The organism is Methanocaldococcus sp. FS406-22 (genome assembly GCF_000025525.1).
Classification (GTDB): domain Archaea; phylum AGJL01; class Methanococci; order Methanococcales; family Methanocaldococcaceae; genus Methanocaldococcus.
Map to the genome: position 1 here is coordinate 286,346 of NC_013887.1, position 18,576 is coordinate 304,921.

The 18,576-nt window shown below is 32.3% G+C and carries 21 protein-coding genes; 9 read left to right on the forward strand and 12 right to left on the reverse strand.

The genetic code is table 11. The annotated features are described in order from the left end of the window. The first annotated feature begins 127 nt into the window (after window positions 1-127). The 8 genes from MFS40622_RS01495 (at window position 128) to MFS40622_RS01520 (ending at window position 5,930) form a co-directional block, all read left to right on the forward strand. Window positions 128-724 (forward strand): ZPR1 zinc finger domain-containing protein, encoded by a 597-nt coding sequence (locus MFS40622_RS01495; protein WP_012979902.1) that lies wholly within the window; start codon window positions 128-130, stop codon window positions 722-724. Between the two features lie 262 nt (window positions 725-986). After that, window positions 987-1,151, forward strand: coding sequence for a hypothetical protein (locus tag MFS40622_RS09545; protein WP_012979903.1), 165 nt, complete (start codon window positions 987-989; stop codon window positions 1,149-1,151). Between the two features lie 56 nt (window positions 1,152-1,207). Beyond that, the gene (locus MFS40622_RS09550) at window positions 1,208-1,360 is read left to right on the forward strand and encodes a hypothetical protein (RefSeq protein ID WP_012979904.1); all 153 of its coding nucleotides are present in this window, start codon (window positions 1,208-1,210) and stop codon (window positions 1,358-1,360) included. Between the two features lie 66 nt (window positions 1,361-1,426). Next, a complete protein-coding gene (locus MFS40622_RS01500; RefSeq protein ID WP_012979905.1) occupies window positions 1,427-2,272 on the forward strand; it encodes a radical SAM protein in 846 nt (281 codons plus the stop codon). Beyond that, window positions 2,244-2,834 carry a hypothetical protein gene (locus tag MFS40622_RS01505; protein WP_012979906.1) on the forward strand — a complete coding sequence of 197 codons (591 nt, stop codon included), beginning with the start codon at window positions 2,244-2,246 and terminating at the stop codon, window positions 2,832-2,834. Before MFS40622_RS01500 ends, MFS40622_RS01505 begins: the two co-directional genes overlap by 29 nt. A gap of 75 nt (window positions 2,835-2,909) precedes the next feature. Continuing rightward, a complete protein-coding gene (locus tag MFS40622_RS01510) occupies window positions 2,910-4,307 on the forward strand; it encodes a hypothetical protein (RefSeq protein ID WP_232217817.1) in 1,398 nt (465 codons plus the stop codon). A gap of 303 nt (window positions 4,308-4,610) precedes the next feature. Beyond that, on the forward strand, window positions 4,611-5,261 hold the full coding sequence (locus MFS40622_RS01515; RefSeq protein WP_012979908.1) for an FmdE family protein: 651 nt from the start codon (window positions 4,611-4,613) through the stop codon (window positions 5,259-5,261). 210 nt (window positions 5,262-5,471) lie between these two features. Continuing rightward, a complete protein-coding gene (locus tag MFS40622_RS01520) occupies window positions 5,472-5,930 on the forward strand; it encodes a universal stress protein (protein ID WP_012979909.1) in 459 nt (152 codons plus the stop codon). A gap of 1 nt (window position 5,931) precedes the next feature. Here MFS40622_RS01520 and MFS40622_RS01525 read toward each other — a convergent pair whose 3' ends face one another. Together MFS40622_RS01525 and MFS40622_RS01530 are read right to left on the reverse strand one after the other, a co-directional pair. Continuing rightward, window positions 5,932-7,107 carry an NAD(P)/FAD-dependent oxidoreductase gene (locus MFS40622_RS01525; protein ID WP_012979910.1) on the reverse strand — a complete coding sequence of 392 codons (1,176 nt, stop codon included), beginning with the start codon at window positions 7,105-7,107 and terminating at the stop codon, window positions 5,932-5,934. Beyond that, window positions 7,107-7,277, reverse strand: coding sequence for a 4Fe-4S binding protein (locus tag MFS40622_RS01530; protein ID WP_012979911.1), 171 nt, complete (start codon window positions 7,275-7,277; stop codon window positions 7,107-7,109). The genes MFS40622_RS01525 and MFS40622_RS01530 overlap by 1 nt, the downstream gene beginning before the upstream one ends. Before the next feature lie 169 nt (window positions 7,278-7,446). Between MFS40622_RS01530 and MFS40622_RS01535 the strand changes: the two genes are divergently transcribed. Beyond that, window positions 7,447-8,613: an FprA family A-type flavoprotein gene (locus MFS40622_RS01535; RefSeq protein WP_012979912.1), complete on the forward strand. Its 1,167-nt coding sequence runs from the start codon at window positions 7,447-7,449 to the stop codon at window positions 8,611-8,613. Here the strand turns inward: MFS40622_RS01535 and MFS40622_RS01540 are convergent, their stop codons facing one another. From MFS40622_RS01540 to MFS40622_RS01585, 10 genes are all read right to left on the reverse strand, one after another. Further along, a complete protein-coding gene (locus MFS40622_RS01540) occupies window positions 8,614-9,633 on the reverse strand; it encodes a histone deacetylase family protein (protein WP_012979913.1) in 1,020 nt (339 codons plus the stop codon). Window positions 9,634-9,730: 97 nt separating this feature from the next. Continuing rightward, window positions 9,731-10,273 carry a 2-oxoacid:ferredoxin oxidoreductase subunit gamma gene (locus MFS40622_RS01545; RefSeq protein ID WP_012979914.1) on the reverse strand — a complete coding sequence of 181 codons (543 nt, stop codon included), beginning with the start codon at window positions 10,271-10,273 and terminating at the stop codon, window positions 9,731-9,733. Window positions 10,274-10,285: 12 nt separating this feature from the next. Next, on the reverse strand, window positions 10,286-11,098 hold the full coding sequence (locus MFS40622_RS01550; protein WP_012979915.1) for a 2-oxoacid:ferredoxin oxidoreductase subunit beta: 813 nt from the start codon (window positions 11,096-11,098) through the stop codon (window positions 10,286-10,288). Window positions 11,099-11,132: 34 nt separating this feature from the next. Beyond that, a complete protein-coding gene (locus tag MFS40622_RS01555) occupies window positions 11,133-11,912 on the reverse strand; it encodes a hypothetical protein (RefSeq protein WP_012979916.1) in 780 nt (259 codons plus the stop codon). A 38-nt stretch (window positions 11,913-11,950) separates the two neighbouring features. Then, window positions 11,951-13,543, reverse strand: a complete 1,593-nt coding sequence (gene lysS / locus MFS40622_RS01560) for a lysine--tRNA ligase (protein ID WP_012979917.1) — start codon at window positions 13,541-13,543, stop codon at window positions 11,951-11,953. 258 nt (window positions 13,544-13,801) lie between these two features. Further along, complete coding sequence (locus MFS40622_RS01565) at window positions 13,802-14,059, reverse strand: DUF2097 domain-containing protein (protein ID WP_012979918.1); 258 nt, start codon at window positions 14,057-14,059, stop codon at window positions 13,802-13,804. A 21-nt stretch (window positions 14,060-14,080) separates the two neighbouring features. Next, on the reverse strand, window positions 14,081-14,587 hold the full coding sequence (locus tag MFS40622_RS01570) for a nicotinamide-nucleotide adenylyltransferase (RefSeq protein ID WP_012979919.1): 507 nt from the start codon (window positions 14,585-14,587) through the stop codon (window positions 14,081-14,083). A gap of 85 nt (window positions 14,588-14,672) precedes the next feature. Further along, window positions 14,673-16,970 carry a phosphoenolpyruvate synthase gene (ppsA, locus tag MFS40622_RS01575; protein WP_012979920.1) on the reverse strand — a complete coding sequence of 766 codons (2,298 nt, stop codon included), beginning with the start codon at window positions 16,968-16,970 and terminating at the stop codon, window positions 14,673-14,675. A gap of 190 nt (window positions 16,971-17,160) precedes the next feature. Beyond that, complete coding sequence (gene rplJ, locus MFS40622_RS01580) at window positions 17,161-17,685, reverse strand: 50S ribosomal protein L16 (RefSeq protein ID WP_048197387.1); 525 nt, start codon at window positions 17,683-17,685, stop codon at window positions 17,161-17,163. Between the two features lie 139 nt (window positions 17,686-17,824). Further along, window positions 17,825-18,517 carry a glycosyltransferase family 2 protein gene (locus tag MFS40622_RS01585; RefSeq protein ID WP_012979922.1) on the reverse strand — a complete coding sequence of 231 codons (693 nt, stop codon included), beginning with the start codon at window positions 18,515-18,517 and terminating at the stop codon, window positions 17,825-17,827. Window positions 18,518-18,576 lie beyond the last annotated feature (59 nt).

Consider the following 18,576-nt stretch of genomic DNA (forward strand, 5'->3'; position numbering starts at 1 on the left):
ATAATCAATCATTATATTATCGCCATGGAATAACATTATCCTCTGGGAAATATATAAAAGTTATCTACAAAAAATAAGAAGAAAAGTTTATATAGTATGTTGATTAAAAGTTCCCATAGGTGATAAAATGGAAAGCGTGCAAAGATTGGACTGCCCAGTATGTGGAGGAAAAGGCACTTTTGTAATAACTTCCCATCAAATAGACATCCCTTACTTTGGCCCTGTATTAGAAACAACGATGATTTGTGAGAAATGCAATTTTAGGAGAAGTGATGTTTTTCCATTAGAAGTTAGAGAGCCAAAAAAGTATATATTGAAAATTAAGAGTGAGAGAGATTTAAACAAAAGAGTTGTTAGAAGTTCTTCTGCCTATATTCAAATTCCAGAACTTGGAGTTGAGATTAAACCTGGTCCATTAGCTGAGGGATTTGTTAGCAACGTTGAAGGAGTTTTAAATAGAGTAGATAACATATTACAAACTTTAATTAGATGGGCTGAGACAGAGGAACAAAAAAAGAAAGCTGAAGAACTTAGAGAGAGAATAAAGAAATTAAAAGAAGGTAAGGATGAAGCAACCTTAATATTAATCGACCCGTTAGGACATAGTGCTATTATTGGAGATGGTGTTGAAGAAGAAACATTAAGTGAGGAAGAAGTTGAAAAATTAAAAGAAGGCATTGTTATTGTGGATTTAGATAAAGATAAAGAGAAAGAAAAAGAATAAGAAATAGTGGCTCAGTTCGGGTAAGTATCATCACAAATCAGCTAACCCTCTTTTCATCATTGCCATTTTATATATTATGCCTTAATTGTTTTATCTTTTTTTATGGTAGTATTTATACTTTAAATAATGTTATTTTTAAATATTTAGATAAACACTTAGTTATGAATAAATTCTAAAATTTTCATAATTTTTAACACCGAAAAGTAGATATACCAGTAAATGTAATTTTACAAATTGTAAAATTTCTTGGAGGTGAGGCAATATGTGCACCCCAATATCAGTAACTGCAATGGGGGCTTTACCAACCCTCAGCATGATGGTCCCATATGTTTTAGGGGCTGTTGCATTAATGTTAGCAGCAGCATGGAGCTTCGTAAGTGCAAAAGTTGAAAGCATTGCTAAAACTACAGCTACAGTAACTGAATAAATTTAATTTCCCTCTGTTCTTTAAAGTTCTTATGACCTTTTTAGGAGGTGAGAACTATGTGTGCTCCAGTATCTGCAACTACAAGTGTTGGGGCATCATTAATATCCCAGGCATTAATGATTGGAGAAGTTATAGGATTTGCAGGAATTATTGGAGTTTTACTCTTTGTCTTTAAAGATACAATTAATGCAGTAATAAGCAGGTCATAATATAAAAACCTTAGGTTACTTCTCTTATATTTTTTTATAATTTTTACAATGTTAAGGGGAATAACCATGCTGTCTATATTATCTTCAATGATAAAACCTAAAATTCTGCAGGTAGAAACAACTAACGATTGTAATAGTAATTGTAAGATATGTATGAGGAGATTTTGGAAAAGAGGCGTAGGTTATATGAGCTATGACGACTTTACCAAATTGCCAATTCAAGAATTTGATGAAGTTGCCTTACATGGATGGGGGGAGTGTTTTTTACATCCTGATTTGTTTAAAATGGTCAAATATGTCAAACAACACAATGTCAAAGCAAGTTTATGTACAAATGGGAAATTATTAGGAGAGAGGTTGGAAGAAGTATTGAGTAGTGGATTGGATGAGATAGCATTTGGGATATACACTCTAGATGGAAAAGATGACATTATAAACAACATACAAGCGTTGATTGAAGAGAGAAATAACCGGAATATTAATTTGGCAATATTTTTTGATATAACCGTATTCAAAGAAAATTTAAATGAAATAAAAGATATTGTAGAAAAAGCTATTGAACTAGGTGTTGATGGTGTTGTCTTCCACAGACTATTTGACATATACAACGTTGATGAAGGAGTCAAATACGATTTGACTCCTAAAGAAGAAAAAGAGTTTTTTAGCTTAATAAAAAATAAATATTCTAAGCAAATTCCTTTGTATTTCCCTCTAAAACATACAACACCTTGTAGGGTTTTGTTAAAATGTATGTTTGTAAGATATGATGGATTACAGTCTCCATGTGTATATCTAAGTGATGATGTGCTTGGAGATGCAAGAAATGCATCATACAAAGAAATGCTAAAAAGGCATATATATTTTATAAAAGGGGTGAAAAAAAATGCCATCTGCAGAAAATGTATATGGTAAGTTATACAATGACCTAACAAAATTTGCAATAGTTTATTTTTTAGCTTTAATAGGCTACTTTAGTAGTTTATTCTCAGTCGAAAGTTTATGGTATAATTTATTTCACATAAGAGCTCCTTTCTTAGGTATGGTTTTGTTTGGAGGATTTTATTATATCATTTGGATAGTAATCGCAAAAGAGGTATGTGGGAAGTATTATGGTGTCATGGTTGCTACACTAATAGCATGTTTTGCTTTACTGGCAAGTCCATGGTTTGGAGTATCAAATCCACCATGGTTTGGAGTAGTAGGGTTAATATCATTTATCATAATGGGGTATTTAACGGAAAGATTTAATGGGGCAGTAGGTCTACCAGCGGCAGTAATAATAAACTGGACAGTATTTTGGGCTTTTAATCCAGATGTATTTGCTGCAAGATATAGCATTTCTGCGTTAGTTATTACATTTATTTTATCAATAATCTCTGGATTTATAGGGGACTATATTGGAAAATATCTTGGAAAAGTTTTAAAAAACTATATTAACTTTAAAAACATCCCTTCATCTAATTTAGACCAATAATTGGGTGATAAAATGAATAAAACAACTAAGATAATACTAGGTATATTATGTATAATAGGTGCTGTAGGGTTAGTAGTGTATGGTTACCAAACATACAAGGCAGAATATTTAGCAGCAAAATATACTAATGAAGGAATTCCAATATTGAGAGAAGCAATAGCTGATGGAAATATGTCTGCTTACAAATTGGCAGATCATTATTTCGACTTGGCTATAAAAGCAGATCCTTACTACCCATGGGCATGGTATAACAAAGCAAATGTTTATGCGAATACAGACCACTTTTATCATTATGACAAATATCCAAATGAAACTTATATTCAAGCGGGATTAGCAGACGAACAAAAAAACTATGATATGGCGATGAAATGCGTCCATAGATTTATGGAACTAGATCCAAAAGATGCACCATTAGGCTATCAATTAATAGGAGCTGCAAACTACCTCTACTATGATACTTATAATGATAAAGTAAAGTATGTTTTACCTCCAGATTTTGAGGCATTAAAAGGAATTGATGAGATATATAAAGTTTCTGGAAAAGGAGGAACTGCATCATTATTAGCAAACATTGCTAGAACATACTTATCAATGGGAGAATTTAACGACTCCTATAAATATTATGTATACTCACAAATTACAGACCCTAAAGAAAATCCAATGGCAAAGTATGCAATTCCTGAAGGTCCAGCATTTGAGCACTTAGTATGGTCAGCGATAATTCTTGCAGAGTTGCACGATCCAAAAGTTAATTATGCATTAGCAAACAAATACTGCCACATGTTCGTTGATAATTACGGACCTAAATTAGGGTGGACTATGGATTTAGGTTACATGCCTACAGCAGTTTCAGCATATCAATTAGGAAAATATGATGAAGTTCTAAAATGTTGTAATTTAATCATAAATAAATACTCAAATCCAAAATCAGATGACTTAGATGATTACTCACCATACTACGGAGAGGCTAACAGATACATTGCAATGGTTGATATGAAAAAAGGAGATTTAGAAGATGCTATAAAACACTTAAAAGAAAATATTAGATTTTCTTCAATGATGGTTCCTCCTGCCGATGACTATCCAGCTGACATTCCAGTAGGGTATTATGAACGAGGATTAGCATACTACTTCCTAGGCAAATACACTGGAAACAAATCATACTACGAACTGGCTTTAAAAGACTTTAAATATTTAGTAGATAATCCAAATGTTTCAAATAGAAGTATAGCTCACGAAAACTATTATTTCCTTGGAACAGTTATGACTGGCTGCACATATGCTAAATTAGGAGATTATAACAATGCTCAAAAATACCTAAAAATGGCATTAGATGAACTATCTACAAATGAACAACTAATAGGATACAACAAATACTTTAGAAAAGATACTGAAATGTTATACAATGAAATGAAAAACAAAGATTTCAAAGGAATAGATGCATTCCCATGGCTGTGGGAAATTGAACACTAAAAAAATTTTATTTTTATTTTATTATTTTTTATTCTCTAGTCGTAGTTTTTATCTGCACATAGAAACGATTATTTTGTAGATAGTGCTTTTTATTTTAACATACAAATATGAAATTTATATAAATGGGAGATTTTAACACTTCTAAAATCTCTTGTGGCTGCGATACCTTAGAATAGTTACATAACTATACTAAAATAAAATTATATTAAATCGTAGATATTAATTCATAACGATTCATTAATAATATGACGAAAATTATAAAGAGATTCCTAATTTTTTGTAATATTGACTGAGGTGAATAAAATGAAAAACTTGGAAAAAAATATTGATAATGAACTGGAAGAGCTCGTAAAATTTCATGGACACCTTTGTTTTGGGTTAGCCTTGGGATACAGAGTTGGAAAAGTTGTAAGACAGTATTTTAGTCGAGCTGAAGATGAGGAATTGGTAGCTATTGTTGAAAATGATTCATGTAGTATAGATGCAATACAATATATGTTAGGATGTACATTTGGAAAAGGAAATTTAATATATAAAGATTATGGAAAGCACGTATATATTTTTTATTCAAGAATTCAGAAAAAAGCTATTAAGATTTCAGTTCAAGGAACTCTACTTGAGTATATTGAAAATATGGTTAATACATTTGAGGAATATAAAGAAAAGCTAAAAAAAGAAAATGACGAGAATGAAACCATAAAAGAAAAACTGAAGGACTTTGCAAAAAAATTGAACAACCAGATAATTGAGAAAGTATTAACATCTTCTGATGATGAATTATTTAACATAAGTTGGATTGATATTAAACCTCCAAAAAGAGCTAAGATTTATCGTTTAGTAAAATGTGAAGTGTGTGGAGAATATTTTATAGAAACAAAAGGAAGATTAATAAACAAAAAAATTGTATGCAAAGAATGCTTTGAAAAATTACTAAATCAAGAGGATGAAGATTAAAATTACCCAATACGCATATATAAAAGGAGAATTGTTAGCAAAACTTTATGGGTTAATCTAAGAATTTATATGAATTTATATAAAAATACTAATATTTGGAAATCACTAAATCTTGCAAATTAAACATAAGGTTAAGTATCCCCTATTTTCCTAAAGGTTTTTATTCTATGATGTGCCAAATATTATTATTAAAAATTTATGAACAAAATTATGTACGGTGAAAACTTGTACAAAAAAATAGTTATTCCAACTGATGGCTCAGATGTTTCACTTGAAGCTGCAAAGCATGCAGTCAATATAGCTAAGGAGTTTGACGCAGAGGTTTATGCAATATACGTTGTTGATGTCTCCCCATTTGTTGGTTTACCAGCAGAGGGCACTTGGGAAATGATAAGTGAGCTACTAAAAGAGGAGGGGCATGAGGCATTAAAAAAGGTTAAAAAATTGGCAGAGGAGTGGGGAGTTAAAATTCACACAGAAATGTTAGAAGGAGTCCCTGCAAAAGAAATTGTTGAATTTGCCGAAAAGAAAAAGGCAGATTTGATTGTCATGGGAACTACTGGAAAGACAGGATTAGAAAGGATATTATTGGGAAGTGTTGCAGAGAGAGTTATTAAAAATGCCCACTGTCCAGTTTTGGTAGTTAAGAAGCCAAAGAAAGAAGAATAAATTACAATAAATCCTTAAAGTATTTTAAAAGTGATGGTTTTTTAGTGATTATTCTTTTAACAAATTTTTTCAAATCAATACCATCTAAACTCTCTCCTAAAGCTTCTGCTAAAGCATCTAACTCATCATCACTCATCTTCTCTAAAATTTTTCTATATTTTAGATGATTCATTAAATATTCATAATGCTTCTCTTTCCATCTTCTTTCATATTCTTTTAGGGTTTCTTCACTCCAATCATTTAATTTTATAGCTTTACTTGCTACTTCTCCAGCTATTAATCCACAATCCATAGCTAAATAAATTCCTCCACCAGTTAATGGGCTTATCTGACCAGCAGCATCTCCAACAACTAAAACTCCATCAGTATAGGTTTTTTCTATAGGTCCAGAAACAGGAGCCCCTCCAACTTTAAATTCTATTGGTGTTGCATCCTTTAACCTATCTTTAGCTAAGCCATTTTCTATAAATTCCTCCAAGTAATCAATTGCCTTCTTTTTCTTGTCTCTAACTCCTAAACCTACATTTGCTGTCTCTCCTTTAGGGAATATCCAAACATAACCACCTGGAGCTACTTCATTACCAAAATAGAATTCCATCATATTTTTATCCAACAATTCAACATTTGTCATTTCATATTCTGCACAGGAACAAATCTCTAATGGTTTTTTCTTTGCCTTTAAACCAGCATATTCAGCTATGTTGCTCTCAACACCATCAGCAGCTATAACAACCTTAGTCTTTATAACATATTCTTCTCCCAAAAATTCAACTATAACATTCCAATAATCTCCATCCCTCTCTAAACCAATAGCTGTTGTTTTCACTGCTACTTTAGCTCCTGCTTTAGCTGCTCTGATAGCCAAATACTTGTCAAAAATTTTTCTCTCAACTATATATCCTTGAGCTTTATCTTGAGTTACTGTAACTTTTTTTCCAGATGGGGAGAAGAGAATTCCCCCCTTAATAATGTTTCTAACAAACTCTGGTTTAGGTTTTATTCCAAATTCCTCTATTGAAGGAATTGCCTCAGCACACCTAACTGGCTCCCCAATCTCTTGAGATTTTTCAATCAACAGTGTTTTAGTCCCATTTTTTGCTGATGCATAACTTGCCATACTTCCTCCAGGACCTGCTCCTACAACAACAACATCATATATATCATTTAACTCTCTCATCATTCCCCCTCTAATGCATTTAATGGACATACTATTGTACATAATTTGCAGTTACTGCATTTTTCTTCATCAATAACTATAATATGTTCTATCAAATTGATAGCCAGTTTTTCACAAACTCCAACGCACGCTCCACAATAACCACATTTTTTGTAGTTTATTTTTACCATAATTTCCCCCAATCTATGTTGTTAATCAAACTAAAACATTATTGGTCGCTTGTTGAGTGACTAAAGAGTAACTATTGGTATTTATTATATATTACTTATGCCAAAATATATTTAATGTTGCAGTCTTAGAGTTTTAAGTTCTATAATTAATATTTTTTTGGTGGAGTGCATGGTATTAAAAATAAAAGATAATATTTACTGTATGAGCTTCATAGAATGGAAAGCTAAAGAATATAGAAGCTTAGATATTAACAAAGGGACTACATATAATTCATATCTCATCTCAGATAAAAATAATAATGTTTTGATTGATACTGTTAGGATGAAATCGTTTGATGAACTATTGAGTAATTTGAAAAATATTGTTAATCTGAAATTAGACTATATCATCTCAAGTCATATTAGCTTAGACCACAATGAGTGTATAGGAAAGCTTGTTGAACTCATAGGAGCAAAGGTTATAACTACAAAAATTGGAAAATATTATTTAGATGCTCAATTTGATACAGAAAATTGGGAGTTTGTCATTGTGAAGAATGGAGATGAGATAAATATTGGAAACAGAACATTAAAATTTATAACTGACAGTAAATTTGGGCATATGCTAACATACTGTGTAGAAGATAAAATTCTATTTTCAAATGATTTATTTGGGCAGCATGTGGTTTATAAAGAAAAAATAGATATTGATGTTGGACATAAAATCATGCCTGAAGCTAAAGAATATTTTGCCAACATTTTACTACCTTATAGAAAAAGTATCCTAAAAATTTTAAATATCTTGAAGGATTTGGACTTAGAATATATATGCCCCTCACACGGTGTTATTTGGCATAGAATGGTTGACGAGATTTTAACAAAATACCGCATATGGAGTTCTGATTCATGTAAAAATGTCGCAGTTATTGTCTATGCGACTATATACTACTCAACAGAAAAGATAGCTCGGGCTCTTGGAGAGGGGTTAGTTGAGGGAGGGGTTGATGTAATATACCATAGATTAGACACATCCCCGCTGAATATTATAGTTAGGGATATTTTAGATGCAAAGTATGTGTTAATTGGTTCTCCAACGATAAATATGAATGTACATCCGAAGATTGGAATGTTACTAACCTATATAGAAGGATTAAAGCCAAGTAATAAAAAAATTGGTGTAGCTTTTGGTTCCTATGGATGGAAAGAATGTGCAACTAAAAGAATAATTGATGTTTTTAAAAAATTAGGATTTAAAATTGTTGATGATGAGATATTGACATTTAGGTTTCCTCCAAAAGAAAATGACATTAAAAAAATTAAAGAATTTGGTAGAAAGTTAGCAAAAATTGATGTATAATCAAAAGATATACTCTTTAATCATCCTCTTAACATTTTCAACCATTAATTTGATATCATTAGAAGGAGAGACTAAATATTTTTCATCTAAAGTATCTAATATATCCTCAGCTTTAATGTAACCTTCTAAAAATGCTGGTGGGGCATACTTTAAACCTACTCCATAACCTCCCTCCAAAACTGCTGCAATACTATATTTACTTAGCTTAGCCCCTACAAATCTATAAAAAGTTTCAGTTAAATCCATGCTTGCAAGACCATCATTTATAAAGGCATCAAATCCTGCAGAAACTAAAACAACATCTGGTTTAAAGTAATCCAATATTGGTTCAACAACTTCATTCCAAGCAAATATATAATCGAAATCTGTCGAATGTGATGGGAAAGGAAGGTTTATTTTAGTACCCTCTGCCTTTTCTCCACCAATATCAAATACATCTCCTGTTCCAGGATAGATACCTTTTTGATGGAAATCTATATGGATAACGTTTTCATCATTCCAAAAGATTTCTTGAGTCCCGTTTCCATGATGAACATCAAAATCAATTATTATAACTCTTTTTAAATACTTTTTAGCCAATCCTGCAGCCCCTGCTATATTATTAAAGATACAAAATCCGTTTGACATTGCTCCTAAAGCTTTTCCAGAGATTCCTGCATGATGCCCAGGTGGTCTTGTTAAAGCAAAATATAAATCTTTCTCTTTTAATGCTAATTTTACAGCTTCTTTTGCCAATTTAAAGGCAGTTAATGCAGCATCTAAAGTTCCATGGGATATGTATGTATCGCCATCATAATAATTAAATGAATCATTACAAAGCTTTACTATTGAATTTACATACTCTTTGCTGTGAATTTCCAAAACTTCATCAATAGAAGATTTTCCTTCGATTAAAATTATGTCATTAAATCCTCTCAATTTTAAGCTATTTAAAATAGTCTCAACTCTCTCTGGATTTTCAACATGATAAAATTTTGGTTTATGTTTTAGAACATCTGGATTGTATAAAATTTTTGGCATTATAGACACCTAAAAAATTTGGCTGATTTAGTTATTAGTTAAAATATATTTTACTAAAAAAGGGAATTTATAATTTTCTTTAAGATATTATCACAATTTATAATTTCTCTGCAAACTCATAACCCTTACTAAAAGCCAGTAAGTTTTTCTCTTCAGTTCCCTTTGGAACACTGTCTAAAATTGCCTTTTCCATACTCTCCTTTGAGACGATATTTGTTAATCTTGTTAAAGCTCCTAACATAACTATATTTGCAACAATAGGCAATTTTATTTCCTCTGAGGCAATTCTTGTGAATGGGATTTTATACATCGTTACATCAACCTCTGGCATTTTATCTGTTGAGACCAAATCTTCATCAACCAACAAAACTCCACCTTCTTTAATATCATCCTTGTACTTATCATAAGCCTGCTGTGATAAACAAACCAATATATCTGGCTTTATAACCTTTGGGAAATCTATTGGCTCATCACTAATAACAACCTCTGATTTACTCGCCCCCCCTCTTGCCTCTGGCCCATAAGACTGTGTTTGAACTGCCTCTTTATTATCATATAAAGCAGCAGCTCTTCCCAATATAACCCCGGCTAAGATTATCCCTTGTCCTCCAAAACCAGATAATCTTACCTCCTTTCTCATTTTAACCCTCCTTTATTCATTCTTTAATCTCTCAATTAATTTATGCAATTCTTCAACAAACTCTGGTTTTTCTATATCCAAAAACTCACCAACAACAATCTTTCCATTCAATTCCTCCTCACTCATATTCTTAGCTTTATTTATGTGGATTGAGTTTTCTTTTAAGAATTTAATCATATCAGCTGGCTTTCTTGAGATGTTAAACCTTCCATAGTACGTTGGACATTGAGAGACAACCTCAATAAATGCAAAGCCCTTCTTCTGAATACCTTTTTTAATTGACTTAACGAGCTGAATAGGGTGAGCTGTTGTCCATCTTGCTACATAACTTGCCCCTGCTGCAATTGCCATTTTACACAAATCCATAGCATTCTCTATACTACCATAAGGTGCTGTTGTTGCCTTTTTACCATAAGGTGTTGTTGGTGAAACCTGCCCCCCAGTCATTCCATAGATGTTGTTGTTTATACAGATGACAGTTAAGTCAATATTCCTCCTACAGCCATGGATAAAGTGATTTCCGCCTATAGCCGCTAAGTCCCCATCTCCAGTGAATACAACAACATGTTTGTCTGGTCTTGCTATCTTAATTCCTGTTGCAAATGCTATTGGTCTTCCGTGGGTTGTGTGTAAGGAATCACAATATAGATAGCCAGGAACTCTTGAAGAACAGCCTATCCCTGAAACAGCTATATAGTCCTCTGGCTTTATATTTAGCTCATCAATTGCCTTCAAAAAGCAATTCATAACAATTCCATTTCCACATCCAGAACAGAAGATGTGTGGTAATCTATCTTGCCTCATATACTTTAATGCAGGATGCAAACTACCACCTCAAATAATTTTGTAATTTTTAGACTTATTTTCTCATTACAACAGCGTGGCTAAGCTCAAAGATTGCTCCAGACAGCTCATTACCAATATCTTGAATGTCAGCTAAACTTAATTCAATCTCGTCTCTTTGGATGGATAAAGCAACTGGTAAATACTTATAGGCAATTTCAAACATTTCAAATGGTTTGCATAACAAATCAACAGCTATTAAGCCATTGAAACTTTCATTTTCATTGAAGTTTTTAGTTATAATCTTATTAATTATAATCTCATCCCTATCCAAAGAAATGAGCAGGTTTTTAATAACTTCTTCTTCATTTTTTCCAATTCCTTCAAACACTGCTTTAACTCTTATAAATCCTTCTTCTTCAAAATCAACTATTTCATCTTCATCATATTTACCTTTTTTATATTCTTCAACATCTATATCTTTTTTCTCTTTCACATATACATTGAATCCAATCTTATAAGTATTAACAAATGATTTAAATACACTTATAACTAAAGCTAAAACTTCATTTATTTCATTAGCTTTGAGTTTTAATTTTTCTGGTTTTATAACTTCAATATCTGCCCCATATTTTAAACAGAAGTTTATATAGTCCTTAAAGTTATCAAAATTTATCTCAAATTCCCCAATTTTTGTATAAAACTTTAAATTTCCTTCTTCTTCTATATCTTCATCTACATATCTAAGTTTAGCATTATATTTTTCTTTCAACTCATTAGCTAAGTTTTCAAATTCTTTTTCAACAATTTCTTTAGAATTTCCTTTAACTTCCTCTAATGCATGTATTTTTATCATTTTATCACCAAAAAAGTAAAAATGAGGTTAATAAAATTTTATTCAAACAGTGAATATCTTCTTATAACAAAGTCCTTTCCGAGTGTTGCTAAGAAAGCCCCTAACTTTGGTCCGTATTTTTTACCTAAGAGTATCATATACGATGCTTGAAATGCCTCTCTCGGATTTAAGCCAAGTTCTTTTGCTGTTTGATAAATCAACTCATGCAAGTTTAAAGCATCAAATTCAGTTGTTTTTAATTTTTCAGCAAAGTATTTAATCCATTCTTTTTGCTTATCCTTCAATTTTTCGTATATCTCTTTTGCCTCATTTTCATCAATTATAACCAACTTTTCCCCATATTTTAAAGCCCAGTTTCTTGCCATTAATAACCTATCCTTTAATTTTTTCATGCTGAACTCATCAATATCTTCAATGCTGTAATTATTTCTTCTTAATATTTCAAATACTCTTTCCATATCTACATCCTTCTTTTCTTCATCATAAGTTAGCTGAGCAATGATTGAGCAGAATCTGTATGGTATAACAAACGGCTTGCTTTCAGGAATTTTTGGTGTTGATAACTCATAAATCCTTATCTTTTCCTCTTCTTCTTCACTTAATTCATCTTTATCTTTATTGTTAAAGTAGAAATCCTCTAATCTATCATACTCATCCACTAAGTCAGGAATTTTCTTTAAATCAAAGTCTATATGTTTAGTTGGCTTACTCCTCAACAATAAGAATCTTAAAATCTCTGGATGAGCTATATGAGTCCAATCTTTTACAGCAAACACAACACCTTTTGAAGAACTCATCGGAATTGCTTTATCTCCAACTTTTAATTGAATCCATTCATAAACAACCTTTTTTGGTGGTTCATAATTATAAACTTCTCTTGCAATTAAAACTCCTGTATCGTAAGAACCCCCAGCTGCTGCGTGGTCTTTACCCATTGGCTCAATAGTTACATTAAATATACTCCACCTTGCCGGCCAATCAACTCTCCATGGGAGTTTTGCTCTTCCTTTATAGGGTTTTACCTCCCCTTGATATCCACACATCTCACATCTATAAGTTACTTCCTCCTTCTCACTATCATACGCTATAACCTTTGTTTTTAATTTTCCACAGTTTTCACAAACTATGTTTATTGGCCACCAGTCATCTGGTAGTGGGGAAGCTCTAAATTTATTCAAAATCTCCATAATTTTTTCTCTATTGTCTAAGGCAATCTTTATCTTTTCATCATAAAGCCCTTTTTTGTAATTTTCATCAGCTCTATAGGTAGTTAGCTCAACGCCTAAATCATCTAAACTTTCCAAATATGGATTTAAAAAGTGTTCAGCATAGCTCTCACAACAACCTTCTGGACATGGGATTTCACTTAATGGCATTCCTATATATTGCTCAAACTCTTTTGGTAAAAACGGATAGAGCTTTCTTAATGGGTCGTAGGTATCTGCTATAAAAATTAACTCTGCCTCAACACCTTTATTTATTAATCCCTTATAGATTGCATCTGCTGTCAGTGTTTCCCTTGCATTTCCTACATGGATATGTCCAGATGGTGTTATTCCACTCGCAACGATATATTTATCTGCTTTTCTCTCTTCAATCAATTTTTCAGCTATTACATCAGCCCAATGCATAATTTCCCTCAAAATTTTTGTTTTCTCTATTTTATTGTTAATTTAGAATATAAAAAATCAAAAAATCTAAATCTCTTTAAGAGTTACATAATAATTTGCTAAAATAATAACTACCAAAATAATATAAATAACTTAGTTTTTTAGATAAAAAAGCTAATTATAGTCAATCATCAAAATTTTTTATAGTTAATAATGCATTTATAAAGCCCTTTTTGGGCTTTATATGTCCTTAATAAGCATTATTTATTTGATGATTGACTAATAAAACCTCAACACAACCCTTTTCTCTCCATTACTATGAACTAACTCTAACAAATCATCCAATATTTTCTCAATTTCAACCTCTATAATTCCATATTTTTCATGAACCAACCTTATAAGTCCATCGTTATAATGCATTAATCTACCTTCAACATGAACTCTTCCAAAATATATCTCAACATACTCATCAACATCTATATTGTTAAGGTATTCAATAACCTTTTTTGGGTTTTTTACATCAATGATTTCCTCCATAATATCACTATTTTTATTTTTTTATTTGTCTGTCTGAGCTAATTTTCTAAGCCGTTCAACGCCTTTTATTTCTTTAATAACATCAACAACTGCTTTAGGGACTAAATGCTCCCATTTCTCTCCATTTAACATTCTTCTCCTAATTTCAGTTCCAGAGTATTCTTTCCTGTTAAACATCTCTGGCTTTTTTACCTCATATCCTCTCTCCTCAAACAAAACTCTAACTAACGGGTTTCCACTATACACAATATCAAATGGGGGAGTTAAGGACTCAACATAAGAAACCCAAATAGAGTTGAATTCAATATCTTTTATAGGGATTGGATAGTAGGTTAAATCGTAATCTTTAAGTGACTGAGTAATCATTAAGATTCTCTCACCAGCTGTGAATGGATTTTCTAAGGTATGGCTTTTTTGAGCACTCCCTATCCCAATAATTATTTCATCAACCTCCTCAGCTATCTTTTTTATCACTTCTAAATGTCCTTTGTGGAATGGCTGAAACCTACCAATTATAAACCCTCTCAATGTATCACCAAAAAATAGTAAAGATTTGGATTATTAAAATATATAATGATAAAATAGTCACAAAAAATTAAAAATTTAAAAGGATTTATTCCTTCTCTAAGTATGATTTTCTTATATAGTCCAATATAACCTTCTGCTCAGTTCTTGCTACAACTCTTCTTATTGTCTCTACAGCATCAATGTTTGCTGAAACACTGTCTATTCCCCACTCAACTAACTTCTCAACAATATGTGGCCTACTTCCAGCTTGCCCACAAATTGATGTTTTTATACCATACTTTTTACATGTCTTAATTACATGCTCAACCAATTTTAACACTGCAGGGTGGTCTTCCTTATAATACTTTGAAACCAACTCATTATTTCTATCTATTGCTATTGTGTATTGTGTTAAATCATTTGTCCCCAAGCTAACAAAGTTTATTCCTTCTTTTATGAAGTCTTCAATAATTAAAGCTGCTGCTGGTGTTTCAACCATAATACCAAATGGAATATCTTTACCCAACTCTAAACCAACTTCTCTTGCAATTTCTTTAACCTTTCTAACTTCATCTGGATGAGTTACAAGAGGAATCATAATTTCTATATTTTTATAGCCCTCCTCTCTCAATCTCTTAATTGCTTTTAACTCGCATTTTAAGATATCAACTTCATCTAAGCCCCTTCTAATTCCTCTCCAACCAAGCATTGGGTTGTGTTCTATTGGTTCGTTTTCTCCCCCTTCTAAGCCTCTAAACTCATCTGTTGGAGCATCTAATGTTCTATAAGTTACAGGTCTTGGATAGAATGCATCTGCTACCTTTCTAATTCCTTCCATTAATGCCTCTATTAACGCCTCTTCTCCCTCTTCCTCTAAAATCTTTCTTGGGTGTTTACCTAATCCTAATATCATGTGTTCCGCTCTTAATAACCCAACTCCATCTGCTCCTGTTGCTGCTGCTCTCTCAGCAACTTCTGGCATACTGACATTAACTTTAACTTCTGTAGCTGTTATTATTGGAGCTTGCTGGATAACTGCTGTTACCTCTGGCTTCTTCTCTTCAACTTTTTTAATCTCACCTTCATATACAATTCCCTTCTCTCCATCAACTGTAACAATCATTCCATCCTTTAAAATCTCCGTAGCTTTCTTTGTTCCAACAACACAAGGAGTTCCAAGCTCTCTTGAAACAATTGCCGCGTGGCAGGTCAATCCACCTTCATCCGTTACAATAGCGGCTGCTTTTTTCATTGCTGGGACCATATCTGGCGTTGTCATCTCTGTTACTAATATGTCTCCCTCTTTAACCTTGTCTATCTCACTAACATCGCGAATTATCTTAACAGTTCCAGTAGCTATTCCTGGAGATGCCCCAATACCTTTTAATAATATCTTTGCCTCAATTTCCTCCTCTTTTACCTTCTTCTCTTTTTTACCTTTTTTCAATGTTGTAATTGGTCTTGCTTGGAGCATGTAGAATTTGCCTTTCTCATAAGCCCATTCAACATCCATTGGTTTTCCATAGTGTTTTTCTATATTTAAACCAACTTTAGTAAGCTCTTTAATCTCCTCATCTGATAAAACCTGCTTCTCTTTCATATCCTCTGGAACTTCAACAACCTTAGTTTCTCCCTTCTCATCTTTAACGAACATCGTCTCTTTTCTTGCTATATACTTATCAACAATCTCTAAGGTCTTCTTATTAACTATGTAAGTGTCTGGAGAGACAGAACCGCTAACGACTCCTTCTCCCAATCCCCACGCTGCCTCAATAACTAACTCATCGTAGTTTTCAGTTATTGGATTTACTGTGAACATCACTCCAGCCTTTTCAGCATTAACTAACTTTTGAACGACTGCTGCTAAAGCAACCTTGAAGTGGTCAAACCCTTGCTGTTCTCTATAGAAAATAGCCCTTGGTGTAAATAAGGATGAAAAGCATTTTTGCACATATTTAACTACATTCTCAGCTCCTTTTATATTTAGGTAAGTGTCTTGCTGTCCAGCAAAACTTGCCCCAGGCAAATCTTCAGCAGTTGCAGAACTTCTAACTGCAACAGTTACCTCATCCTCACCGCACATCTCTGATAATTTGTTGTATGCCTCAATAATAGCCAATCTCAAATCTTCTGGCATCTCTGCCTCTTCAATTAACTTTCTGATTTTCTTTGATGCCTCTGTTAAAGCATCTGTATCATTGACATCCAAACCGCTTAAAATCTCTTTTATTTTGTCCATTAATCCAGTTTCTCTTATAAAGTGCCTGTATGCCTCAGCAGTTACTACAAAAGCTGGTGGAACTGGTAATCCAGCGTTCCACATCTCTCCTAATGAAGCCCCTTTACCTCCAGCAATATCAACATCTTCATTTGAAAGCTCATCCAACCATGCGATAAATTTCATTGTTATCCCCTTTTCTGTTTTGGATAATTAACAATATATAGGGAATTATATAAACTTTTTATTTTTTAGATAAATTTGAATATTTGGATATATAATAGTAGCAAAACAGTACAATTAGTTTTGATTATAAAAAATATTATTAAAAGTAGAAAATTTCCAAATTAAAAAAATTAAAAAAAGAGTTTTGTAATTATAATTTAAGCAATTCTTTTCCTTGCTCAATAACAATTCTACATGGAACTGGCAATTTCATTGCTGCTCTTCTTAACGCCTCCTTAGCAGCTGGGAACTTGTCTGGGTTTACCCAAACTGTCATAATTGCCTGTCCTTCTTTAACTCTCGCAGCTGTTCCAATTGGTTTTCCAAATGCTAATCTCATCCCATCTGAAATTCTATCTGCCCCAGCTCCAGTAGCCATCTTGTGCTCTCTTAATATTTGGTGAGGGTATGTTCTAATTTGGAACTTGTAACCCATTCTACCGCACATCTTTGTTAAGTACTTGTTTGCAGCAACTCTTGCAGCCTCTAATGCGTTGTGTCTTATTTGGATTGGTCTTGTAGCTACTAAATTAACTTTAACTGGGAATTCTGCTGATAAATTCCCCATAATAAAATGGACTACTTTTGGCTGAGGAACCCCTTTAACATACTCTTTTCTTGTGTATGGTGGCTTATCAACATCTCTGTAACATCTGTTTGGTCTTAAGGAAGCCATTATCATCACCCAATCTTAATTGTGGCTGTTTCATATAGATAAAGATAATGTCTTAGTGTGTTTGCAATTCCTAACATATATTAAAAATTTATCTTGTTGCTAATATTCCCAACTTACTATTTAAAGCTTACTGTTATTTTTATTGCTCTGAAAAAATGAACTTTATGACCTGCTTAGCAACTTCTAGAATTTTCTTTGTGGTTATATATGAGACTGCTTCATCATGATACTCAACACTCACATATTCTTCAACAATCTTAGCTCCTTTTTTTGCCAACTGCAAAGCAATAAAATGCTCAACTGCATAACCATCTCCAAAATTTATATCCTTTAAAAATTCCGCTTTTATTATTCTAAATCCACATTGAACATCTCTAAAGAAGTAAAACCTTTTCGAGTATATAAACACTGCTAACGATGTAAGAACTGAAGCAAAGAAATTAGAAAACTGCCTGTGTAATGGGATATGCTTATATTTCCTAACACCAAAAACAGCATCTGCATTAGTATCTCTTAATTTTTTTAATAATTTTGGGATATCCATTGGCTTGTGTTGGTAGTCACCATCAATATATATGATATATTTGTATTTATTTAAAGATAGAGCAAATTTTGTCCCCTTCTCTATTGCTTTTGCCTTTCCTTCATTTTTTTCATTTCTTATTAAATATACTTTAATCTCAGAATTTTTTGCAAATTCCTCAACAACTTTTGAAGTATTGTCTTTAGAACCATCATCCACTACTACAGCATCAATCCCCAACTTTTCTAAATCTTTTAAAACCTTTAAAATGTTTTTCTCCTCATTGAATGCTGGGACTATCGCAATCATAGGTAATCACAATATAAAGGATATGTTATTGTTATATTTTTAAAATTTTTCATTGTTAG

What these genes read in the sequence shown, in the direction of transcription:
- MFS40622_RS01495 (WP_012979902.1), top strand. Translation starts at nt 128, where the DNA reads ATGGAAAGCGTGCAAAGATTGGACTGCCCAGTATGTGGAGGAAAAGGC.
- MFS40622_RS09545 (WP_012979903.1), top strand. Translation starts at nt 987, where the DNA reads ATGTGCACCCCAATATCAGTAACTGCAATGGGGGCTTTACCAACCCTC.
- MFS40622_RS09550 (WP_012979904.1), top strand. Translation starts at nt 1,208, where the DNA reads ATGTGTGCTCCAGTATCTGCAACTACAAGTGTTGGGGCATCATTAATA.
- MFS40622_RS01500 (WP_012979905.1), top strand. Translation starts at nt 1,427, where the DNA reads ATGCTGTCTATATTATCTTCAATGATAAAACCTAAAATTCTGCAGGTA.
- MFS40622_RS01505 (WP_012979906.1), top strand. Translation starts at nt 2,244, where the DNA reads ATGCCATCTGCAGAAAATGTATATGGTAAGTTATACAATGACCTAACA.
- MFS40622_RS01515 (WP_012979908.1), top strand. Translation starts at nt 4,611, where the DNA reads ATGAAAAACTTGGAAAAAAATATTGATAATGAACTGGAAGAGCTCGTA.
- MFS40622_RS01520 (WP_012979909.1), top strand. Translation starts at nt 5,472, where the DNA reads ATGTACGGTGAAAACTTGTACAAAAAAATAGTTATTCCAACTGATGGC.
- MFS40622_RS01525 (WP_012979910.1), bottom strand. Translation starts at nt 7,107, where the DNA reads ATGAGAGAGTTAAATGATATATATGATGTTGTTGTTGTAGGAGCAGGT.
- MFS40622_RS01530 (WP_012979911.1), bottom strand. Translation starts at nt 7,277, where the DNA reads ATGGTAAAAATAAACTACAAAAAATGTGGTTATTGTGGAGCGTGCGTT.
- MFS40622_RS01535 (WP_012979912.1), top strand. Translation starts at nt 7,447, where the DNA reads ATGGTATTAAAAATAAAAGATAATATTTACTGTATGAGCTTCATAGAA.
- MFS40622_RS01540 (WP_012979913.1), bottom strand. Translation starts at nt 9,633, where the DNA reads ATGCCAAAAATTTTATACAATCCAGATGTTCTAAAACATAAACCAAAA.
- MFS40622_RS01545 (WP_012979914.1), bottom strand. Translation starts at nt 10,273, where the DNA reads ATGAGAAAGGAGGTAAGATTATCTGGTTTTGGAGGACAAGGGATAATC.
- MFS40622_RS01555 (WP_012979916.1), bottom strand. Translation starts at nt 11,912, where the DNA reads ATGATAAAAATACATGCATTAGAGGAAGTTAAAGGAAATTCTAAAGAA.
- lysS (WP_012979917.1), bottom strand. Translation starts at nt 13,543, where the DNA reads ATGCATTGGGCTGATGTAATAGCTGAAAAATTGATTGAAGAGAGAAAA.
- MFS40622_RS01565 (WP_012979918.1), bottom strand. Translation starts at nt 14,059, where the DNA reads ATGGAGGAAATCATTGATGTAAAAAACCCAAAAAAGGTTATTGAATAC.
- ppsA (WP_012979920.1), bottom strand. Translation starts at nt 16,970, where the DNA reads ATGAAATTTATCGCATGGTTGGATGAGCTTTCAAATGAAGATGTTGAT.
- rplJ (WP_048197387.1), bottom strand. Translation starts at nt 17,685, where the DNA reads ATGGCTTCCTTAAGACCAAACAGATGTTACAGAGATGTTGATAAGCCA.
- MFS40622_RS01585 (WP_012979922.1), bottom strand. Translation starts at nt 18,517, where the DNA reads ATGATTGCGATAGTCCCAGCATTCAATGAGGAGAAAAACATTTTAAAG.